The organism is Mycobacterium sp. (genome assembly GCF_050701675.1).
Lineage (GTDB): Bacteria > Actinomycetota > Actinomycetes > Mycobacteriales > Mycobacteriaceae > Mycobacterium.
Genome location: NZ_JBOGDD010001109.1, coordinates 1 through 8,751, shown reverse-complemented (window position 1 = coordinate 8,751; position 8,751 = coordinate 1). Strand labels below are relative to the sequence as shown.

The 8,751-nt window shown below is 66.9% G+C and carries 6 protein-coding genes and 2 pseudogenes; 2 read left to right on the top strand and 6 right to left on the bottom strand.

What is annotated here, in order from left to right; translation table 11 throughout:
• The 3 genes and pseudogenes from ACRDUX_RS34345 to ACRDUX_RS34335 form a co-directional block, all read right to left on the bottom strand.
• Positions 1 to 272: pseudogene (locus tag ACRDUX_RS34345) on the bottom strand (hypothetical protein); the annotation flags it as partial.
• A 27-nt stretch (positions 273 to 299) separates the two neighbouring features.
• Positions 300 to 476: pseudogene (locus ACRDUX_RS34340) on the bottom strand (helix-turn-helix domain-containing protein); the annotation flags it as partial.
• A 35-nt stretch (positions 477 to 511) separates the two neighbouring features.
• Positions 512 to 988, bottom strand: coding sequence for a single-stranded DNA-binding protein (locus ACRDUX_RS34335; RefSeq protein ID WP_526420901.1), 477 nt, complete (start codon positions 986 to 988; stop codon positions 512 to 514).
• Positions 989 to 1,155: 167 nt separating this feature from the next.
• On the opposite strand from ACRDUX_RS34335, the gene ACRDUX_RS34330 reads away from it, so the two are divergent.
• Positions 1,156 to 2,577, top strand: a complete 1,422-nt coding sequence (locus tag ACRDUX_RS34330; RefSeq protein WP_526420899.1) for a phytoene desaturase family protein — start codon at positions 1,156 to 1,158, stop codon at positions 2,575 to 2,577.
• Between the two features lie 22 nt (positions 2,578 to 2,599).
• On the opposite strand, the gene ACRDUX_RS34325 is transcribed toward ACRDUX_RS34330, so the two are convergent.
• On the bottom strand, positions 2,600 to 3,484 hold the full coding sequence (locus ACRDUX_RS34325; protein ID WP_526420897.1) for a LysR substrate-binding domain-containing protein: 885 nt from the start codon (positions 3,482 to 3,484) through the stop codon (positions 2,600 to 2,602).
• Between the two features lie 97 nt (positions 3,485 to 3,581).
• Here ACRDUX_RS34325 and ACRDUX_RS34320 point away from each other — a divergent pair, with 97 nt between their 5' ends.
• The gene (locus tag ACRDUX_RS34320) at positions 3,582 to 5,063 is read left to right on the top strand and encodes a malate:quinone oxidoreductase (RefSeq protein WP_526420895.1); all 1,482 of its coding nucleotides are present in this window, start codon (positions 3,582 to 3,584) and stop codon (positions 5,061 to 5,063) included.
• Positions 5,064 to 5,102: 39 nt separating this feature from the next.
• On the opposite strand, the gene ACRDUX_RS34315 is transcribed toward ACRDUX_RS34320, so the two are convergent.
• Both ACRDUX_RS34315 and ACRDUX_RS34310 read right to left on the bottom strand, forming a co-directional pair.
• Complete coding sequence (locus tag ACRDUX_RS34315) at positions 5,103 to 7,109, bottom strand: bifunctional copper resistance protein CopD/cytochrome c oxidase assembly protein (RefSeq protein WP_526420893.1); 2,007 nt, start codon at positions 7,107 to 7,109, stop codon at positions 5,103 to 5,105.
• Between the two features lie 34 nt (positions 7,110 to 7,143).
• Positions 7,144 to 8,751 (bottom strand): glycerol-3-phosphate 1-O-acyltransferase (locus tag ACRDUX_RS34310; RefSeq protein WP_526420891.1); only part of this gene is annotated, 1,608 nt, incomplete at its 5' end.

Here is an 8,751-nt window from a genome sequence, read left to right as displayed (position 1 = left end):
GCATCGGACTTCGACTTGAAGTGTGGAAACCCGACCGTCTTGCCTTTGCGCTTTCCCGAACGTGAGTCCGACCACGCCGCTAATGCCCGGCCGCAATCCACAGCAGCCTCCTCGAAGACCTGCTGGCAAATCTCAGTTCGCCACGCCAAACCAGTTACTCGAACTTCGGCGATACCGATGCGATCGACGACGAACACGCGACCTGCGGCCTCGGTCTTCTTCCAACGGTTGAACGCATTTATGAGGTCGAACCCCGTCCACGGGACCGCCACTCCAGGATCCGACTGGCGTCGAGTGAGAGCACTCTTAACAGTTCGCAGGCATTGATTGAACGCGAATCTCGCGGCCCCAGCGTGCCGCGCCAGTCCGATGCACTGCTCGGCTGTCGGGTCAAGACAGAACTTGAACGTCGTGTGTCGGGCCAGCCTGGAGCCAGGTTCGCTAGACGAAGCGACATCAAGAACTGGATTGGTCACGTTGATCGACGGTTCTTAGGCGCGCCCGGTTGGTGCTATGCCGTCAGAGGCAGGCCTCCGGTGCCGGCATCGTCGTCGTCCTCGTCCGCGTCCTCTGCCCCGGCGTCGATGGTCGTCGTCCCGGCATCGACTGGTGCGAGATCGGTGGGTACCTCGCCGCGCTTGCGCTGTTGGATCTGCACCGTGCTGCGGGCCAGGTCCGGGCCGATGGCGGTGGCCCGCACCTCGACCGACGAGCGCCGGTTGCCCTCGCGGTCGTCGTATTCGCTGGTGTAGAGGTGGCCGACCACCACCACGGGATCACCCTTGATCAGTGCGGCAGCGCCGTTGACCAGTCGCCCCCAGCAGTTGACGTTGACGAACAGGGAGTTGCCGGGCTCCCAGTCGCCGTCGGGGGTGCGGCGGCGAGAGTTGCTCGCGACGCGGAACTTGATGACTTGCTGGTCCCCGACCCTGCGGTGGATGGGGTCGGTGACGATCGTGCCGACCATGACGAACGGTGTCTCGAACATCGTGTTTCCCTTCAGCGGTTCTCTTGGGTTGAGCAACGGGTGTGTCCCGCTGCTGAGCCCATTCACCGCCGGGGGGCCGACGTCTCGGTGTCGGACGAACCGGTGGAGCGGCATCCTGTGAATGAACCGCGGACTGTGGATGACCTCGGGCCGCTAGTTTGGTCCCCATGGTCCGGGCGGTGGTGGTGGGATCGGGCCCGAACGGTCTCGCGGCCGCCATCACGCTCGCGCGCGAAGGTGTCGACGTCACCGTGCTGGAGGCTTCCGACGTCATCGGCGGCGGCCTGAGCTCCGGCGAGCGGACGGTGCCCGGTGTCCTGCACGACGACTGCGTCGCGATCGTTCCCACCGCGTTGGCGTCGCCCTTCATGCAGAGCCTCGACCTTGGGGCGCACGGTGTCGACTGGGCCTGGCCCGAGGTCGACCTCGCACATCCGCTCGATGGCGGTCGAGCCGGCGTCCTCATCCGGTCCTTCGACGACTGCGAGCGACACATGGGCGTCGACGGCCGGGCCTGGCGACGGCTCTTCGAGCCCTTGGCGGCTCACTTCGACGAGCTGGCGCCCGATGTGTTTGGGCCCCTGATCGGGATCCCGTCGCACCCCGTGCGGATGGCGTCGTTCGGCGCGAGGGCGCTGGTTCCGGCGACCGTCTTCGCGCGGCGCTGGCGTACCGACGAGGTGCGCGCGCTCTGGGCTGGCAATGCCGCCCATGCGTGGACTCCGCTGACCCGGCCACCCACGTCCGGGGTGGCGTTGATGTTCGGTGCGGTCGCACACCGATACGGGTGGCCAACCGTCAAGGGAGGTGTCGCACGTCTCGCGGAGGGAATGGCATCGACGCTGGCGGCCATCGGGGGATCCCTCGAGACCGGGCAACGCGTCACGTCGCGTGCCGATCTTCCGACGGCCGACATCGTCATGTTCGACCTGTCCCCCGGTGCGGTCGCCGACATCCTCGGCGACGCATTGCCGGCGCGAATTCGACGTGCCTACAATAGATTTCGACACGGTACAGGCGCGTACAAGGTGGATCTGGCCGTGGCGGGCGGGGTGCCCTGGCTCAACGAGTTCTGCCGCGCGGCCGGGACCGTGCACGTATGTGGCTCGTTCGAGGAGGTCGTGGCCGCCGAACGCGCGACCGCGGCGGGCCGCATGCCGGAGCGCCCGTTCGTGCTCGTCGCCCAGCAGTACCTGATGGACCCGGGTCGTTCTGCGGGCGACATCCACCCCATCTATGCGTATGCCCATGTGCCACAGGGCTATCCAGGTGATGTGACCGAGGTGATCCTCGGGCAGATCGAGCGGTTCGCACCCGGTTTCCGTGAACGCATCGTGGGGATGAACGTCCGGAACCCACGGGAGCTTCATTCCCACGACGCGAACCTTGTCGGCGGTGACATCAACGGTGGCGCCATGGATCTCCGGCAGTTCATTGCTCGGCCGCGCCTGACCGTCGATCCCTACTGGACCGGCGTGCCTGGTCAGTTCCTCTGCTCGGCGTCGACACCACCGGGCAGCGGGGTGCACGGCATGTCCGGACACCTGGCGGCCACATCGGCGCTGCGGCGACTCCGCATCGCACACTAGCCGCACCGCGTGACGGTCAGGTCTACGCGAAGTGTTGGAGCAGGTAGTCGTTGAGGCGGCGGGTGGGTGCTGCCTGGGTGGTGGTGCCCCATGCGAGGGCAATGGGGCGGCTGTAGCGGCCGCCCGTGAGGGGTATCTCGGTGATTCCGGGGGGTATGCGGTCATCGTGGGGCAACAACGCGATGCCGAGGCCGCGGCTGATGAGTTCGCGAATGGTGCCGAACTCGGTGACCTCGATGGCGATGTTGGGCGTGTATCCAGCTTCGTCGCACCAGATTTCGGTGAGCTGTCGGAGGTTGTAACTGGGCGGGTTCGCGATGAATGTCTCGTCGACCAACTCCTCGAGTCGGAGTGTCCCCGCGGCGGCGAGGCGGTGATGTGTTGGCACCGCGACGTGGATGTGCTGAGTGCCGATCGTGGTGTGGTGTAGTCGGTCCGGGGTGGGAATCACCACGGCCAGATCCAGCTGGCCGTTGAGGAGGTCGGCGCCAAGTTCGGTGCCGTGTGCTTGCTTGAGGAGCACCCGAATGCCCGGGTGCTGGTGTCGAAAGTCGGCGAGCAGGTCGGGGATCTGCCCGGATCCCATGGTGAGTGGGAACCCGAAGCGCACAGTGCCGTGATCTGGGTCGGCGCCTCCGGTCAGCTCAGCGAGTGTTTGGTCCAGCTCGTTGAGAGGCCCGCGGGCCCGCGCTGCCAGGCGTTGGGCATCGGGGGTGAGGCGGACCGTTCTGCCGTCATGAATGAGCAGCGGCATCCGTAGGGCTGCCTGCAACGCGCGAATACGTCGGCTCATCGATGACTGCGGGATGTCCAGCGCCGCAGCTGCCTGGGTCATGTGCCCGTCGTGGGCGGCCAACGCGACCAAGGCCCGCAACTGTGGCGCCAGCTGCGCCGTCCATTGATCCATATACGGATCATATGCCTCCGATCATTCATTGGACGGAACGAAGGTGGCGGAGAGATCGTGGATTAGCGGATTACTACTCAGTCAAAGGCAGGGTCACGTGACCACATACCCGAATCCCCCCGACGACCTTGCCGATGCCGACGTCGTATTGATCGGCGGTGGCATCATGTGCGCGACACTCGGATCGATGCTCTCGATCCTCGAACCCGATTGGCGAATTGTGTTGTTGGAGAGGGCCGATGCCCTAGCCGCCGAGAGCAGTCACCCCTGGAACAATGCCGGTACCGGGCACAGCGGATTCTGCGAACTCAACTACATGCCCGACCCCGCAGATGGCGCAAAGCCAGCCACGGTCGCGCAACAATTCCACCTCAGCCGCCAGTGGTGGTCCCACCTCGCCAACAACGGCCTTCTGGATCCGGACACGTTCATCCACACCGCGGCGCACATGAACGTGGTGTTCGGGCGTCGCGATGTCGACTACCTGCGACGCCGATACGAAACCCTCACCGATGACCCGATGTTCGCAGGGGTGCAGTTCAGCGACGACCCCGCCACCATCGCTCAGTGGGCACCGTTGGTGATGCGCGGACGCGACCCGGGCGAGCCCGTCGCTGCCACCCGCCACCCCGACGGGACCGACGTCGACTTCGGTGCCCTGACCCGCGGGCTGACACGCATCATCACCACGAGAGGCGGGCACGTCCTCCCCGGCCACGAGGTCCGCGCCCTCAATCAGGCCAGCGACGGCTCGTGGGTGGTGAGCGGTCGAAACCACGACGGCGGCTTCACGGTTCGTGGCCGCAGGGTGTTCGTCGGCGCCGGTGGGCACGCACTGCGACTACTGCAACGCGCCCGCCTTCCCGAGGTGCGCGGTTACGCCGTACTGCCCGTCGGAGCTGATTTCCTGAGATGCTCGGATCCCGCCGTGGTCGATCAGCACGGGATCAAGGTGTACGGGCAGGCAGAGCTTGGCGCTCCCCCCATGTCGGTGCCCCACCTGGATAGACGCGTCGTCGACGGCAGTGCACATCTACTATTCGGTCCGTACCCGTCGTTCAGCACCAAACTCCTCAAACACGGTCGGTGGACCGACTTCTTCAGCACCGTGCGCTGGCACAACGTGCACGTGATCTCGGCCGCACTCATCCAGAACCTGGCGCTGATCAGGTACCTGGTCAGCCAGCTCGCCGCCCGTCCGCGACGGAAGTTCGCCCAGCTGCAGCGTTTCTACCCCCTCGCGGACCCTGGCCAGTGGGAGCTGGTGGCGGCTGGCCAACGTGCGCAACTGATTTCCCCTGACCGGCGCCGAATCGGCGTGATCCAACAGGGCACCGAACTCGTCGTCGGTGCCGACGGCACCATCGCCGGCCTGCTCGGCGCATCCCCAGGCGCATCCACGGCGGTTTGGATCATGCTCGACTTCCTCCGGCGCTGCTTCCCCGAGCGATGGGATGCGTCGTGGCATACCAGCATGATTGAGGCCATCCCCGGTGCAGGCCGCGCAAATTGGGATGCGGCGGCGGTGGCCGAATCGAGACGGGTGACCGCGCACGCCCTGCACCTGATCGACAGCTAGCTCGACCGATGACGGACGCCACGTGGTGTGCTCGTCTGGCTAGCGGTCCTCGAAGCTGGCCAGCTTGGCGAGCATCGCGTTGTACGCGGCGAGGTCGGCGTCGTCGTCGCGGTCGGCCGCCCGGTCCATCCGCGTCGAGACCCGCTGATCGCTGCGCCGCCATTGGACGAGCAACGCGAGGAGCACCAGCACGAGCGGGACTTCGCCCGCCGACCAGGCGATCCCGCCGCCGAGTCGTTGATCGCCGAGCAGGTCGTTGTGCCAGCTCAGTTGCAGCGACTGGTAGAAGTCACCGGCCAGCACGGACTTGGTGCCCATGAGCACCACCCCGAAGAAAGCGTGCAACGGCAGCGATGCGAACACCACAGCCAACTTGGCGATGGGCGGGATCGGTCGTGGCGTCGGGTCGACACCGATGACCACCCAATAGAACAGGTAACCGCTCAGCAGGAAGTGCAGGTTCATCGCCACGTGCGCGGCGTGACTACTGGCCGCGACGTCGAAGATGCCGCCGAAGTACAGACCGTAGAAACCGGCGACGAAGATCACGGTGGCGACGATCGGGTTGGTCAGGATCCGCGACACCCGGCTGTGCAGGGCCGCCAGCAGCCACTCGCGCGGGCCGGGCGGCTCGTCACCGCCCGCGGCAGGCAGGGCACGCAGCGCCAAGGTCACGGGGGCCCCGAGCACCAGCAGGACGGGCACCATCATCGACAGGAGCATGTGCGCCGCCATGTGCATGCTGAACATCGCGGGCATGTAGCGACCGATCCCGGACGAGGTGGTGAACAAGAGCACCGCGGTGCCGCACAGCCAGGCGACGATCCGGCCCGTCGGCCAGGTGTCCCCTCGTTTGCGCAGCCGCCACACACCCGCCAGGTAGACGCCGGCCAACACGATCGCGGCGGTGCCGAAGATCAGGTCGAAGCGCCAGTCGAAGAGAACGCGTGCGATGGTCGGCGGCCCCGCCAGGTCGTAGCCGATCTCGACCGCCGTCACCGATGGGTTGAAGATCGCGGGAGGCGGCGGTGGCGTGCGGCCCAACGCGACGGCGATGCCGAACGTCAATCCGAATACGGCGGCCTCGATCAGTGCCAGGCGGATCAACGGCCGTCGCGCATCGGGGTCGGCCCGCAGTGCGGCCACGCCGCGGCGGCGCTGCTGCCAGCCAAGGGCGCCGAGCACGCACAGAGCGACCGCCTTGCCGACGACCAACCAGCCGTAACTGGTGTGAACGAGGTCCTCCAGACGGATGCGGACCAGGGCGTTCACCACGCCCGAGACGGCCATCGCCACGAAGCACCACAGGGCGATCGCGGAGAACCTGCGGGCCGCGACGTCGGCGTGTTCGCCGCCGCGAATGGCGTGCACCAGGAGCGCGAGCAGCCCGCCTGCCCAGATGGCGCCTGCGACGAGGTGGATGAACAGGCTGTTGGTGCCGAGGTCGTGGGACCCGCCCGCCGACGAGTGACCCGTCAGCGCCAGCGGCAGCAGCGTCACCAGTGAGCCCACGAGCAGCAGCGGCGTCCACGACCAGCGCAGCACGGGAATGCTGAGGACCGTGACGATCGCGGCCAGCAGCGCGGTCCAGCGCCAAGAGCCCGCGACGTCGATGAGACTCGCCACCGACCAGATGGCCGAGGGATTCAGACGGCTGATGAGTGGCTGCCCGGTGATGTCTGAGACGGTCAGCGGGACGAGCAGGGCCGCGCAGACGGCCCAGACGCCCGACGCGACGGTACCCAGCCGCAGCGCGCGGTAGCCCGAAGCGTCCAACACCCCGTTGCGCTGCGGTGGAACCAGGAAGGCGGCGACGAGGAACGAGCCCACCGCCACGACTGCGGCGATCTCGCCGGCGGCCCTGACGAACGGGAGTCCGTAGTTGGTGACCGGACCCGGGTCGGGCAGTCCCGTCGCGGTCAGCGCGTCGGCCAGCGACAGCGCGGCGATCCCTGCGGCCGTCGCACCGGCGAGCAGCCCGACGCCGAACAGGATCGGCCACACCGCACTGGTGCGAGCGCCTGCGCGCGCCTCGACCGTGGTCATGCCTACAGCGTATGGCGCGTGGCTGGCAGCACCGTCAGCCGCTCTGCTTGCGCTTGACCAGTTCGCGCACGAAGAACTGCTCGCGGGAGAACTGCTCGACCTTGTCCATGTCGCCGAGGATGCCGCGCAGCTCGGCAAGGAACGCCGTACGCCGCTCCTCGAGATCGGCGGCGGGGGCGAGCAGGTTCTGGTCGGCTGCCACCTGCCGCGCGGTGGCGAACAGCAGCGCGGACACCGACTCGTTGCTGCGCACCCGGTCCTGGGCGATGTACTGGCCGCCGACGCCCAGCGCGAGCTTGGTCAGATCCTTCTCATCGATGTCGGGGGGCGTGTTCCTGAGTACGTCGGCGACGATCTCGTACGCCTCGATGAACGGACGCAGCATGGCCCCGGCGATCAGCGGCCGCTTGGCCCGCAGCATTGCCTCGACCTCGTCACCGCCCGCGGCGACGTGCCGTTCCCAGTCGTCGTGCCACGACATCTCCTCGGCGATGTGGGTCCGGAACGCCGCGGAGTCGGCGAAGTAGAACTCGAACTTCAAGAGGTCGCGCAGTCGCATCGCCTGTGCCCAGAACGCTTCGAGCCGATCCCCTTGGGCACGTCCCGCATAGCCCAGTGACAGTTCCACGATCGAGGTCTCGAGGAACGCGTGGATGAGCGTGTTCCGGTAGAACGCCGCCTCGTGTTCGTCCTCGGGTGCGATGCGCCAGACCGGCTCCCGGCCACCGTCGATCCTGGTCACCGGGTGGCCGCCGGAGAGCGCGTCGACGGCTGCTCGGACACCGTCGGTGGTGCGCAGCCGCAGCGCGCTGTTGGTCACCGGGGTCTTCGTTCGCTCCAGGTAGTCCAGTGAGTCCTGCAGCGTGTGGTGCAGTTGTCCGAGGGTGAGCGCGACACCGTTGGTGGTCAGGAGCAGCGCCGAAACCAGCCCCGTGGCGTTGACGGGGGTGACGCGCAGTATGCGCCACGCCACTTCGAAGGCCATCTTCTGCATCGCCAGTCGTTTGGCGGCCTCGTCTACCGTCATCACACCGTGTGGCTCACCGAGGTATTCACGCATCGACACGGCTGCCGGAAAGCGGACGTAGATCTTGCCGTAGTTTCGGTCGCCTTGCGCCTTGATGAAGTTGTACAGCCAGGACAGACCCTCGGGTGTCTTCTCGCCACCGCGCGCGTAGGCGGCGTACTCGGCGGTCTCGTGCAACTGGTCGAAGCTGATGGAGACCGGTTGGAGCAGGATGTCGTCACTGCGCCCGTCAAGATAGGCGTCGGCGACGTAGGCGAGCAGACCAAGCTTGGGCGGCAACATCTTTCCGGTCCGCGAGCGGGTGCCCTCGATGGACCAGCTGAGGTTGAAGCGCTTTTCGACGATGTAGCCGACGAACTGCCTGAGCACGTACTTGTACAAGGGATCGTCGAGCTTGCGGCGGATGAAGATGGCGCCCGAGCGACGCATCAGCGGCCCCATGGCCCCGAAGGACAGGTTGATGCCTGCGAACGTGTGGACGGGTGGCAGCCGGTTCTCCTGCATCGCCACCGGCACGATCACGCCGTCGAGGTAGGACCGGTGGGAGAACAGCAGCACCGCCGGGTGGTTCTCGAGCGCGGTGCGCATCACTTCGATCTCGGAGCGGTCATAGTC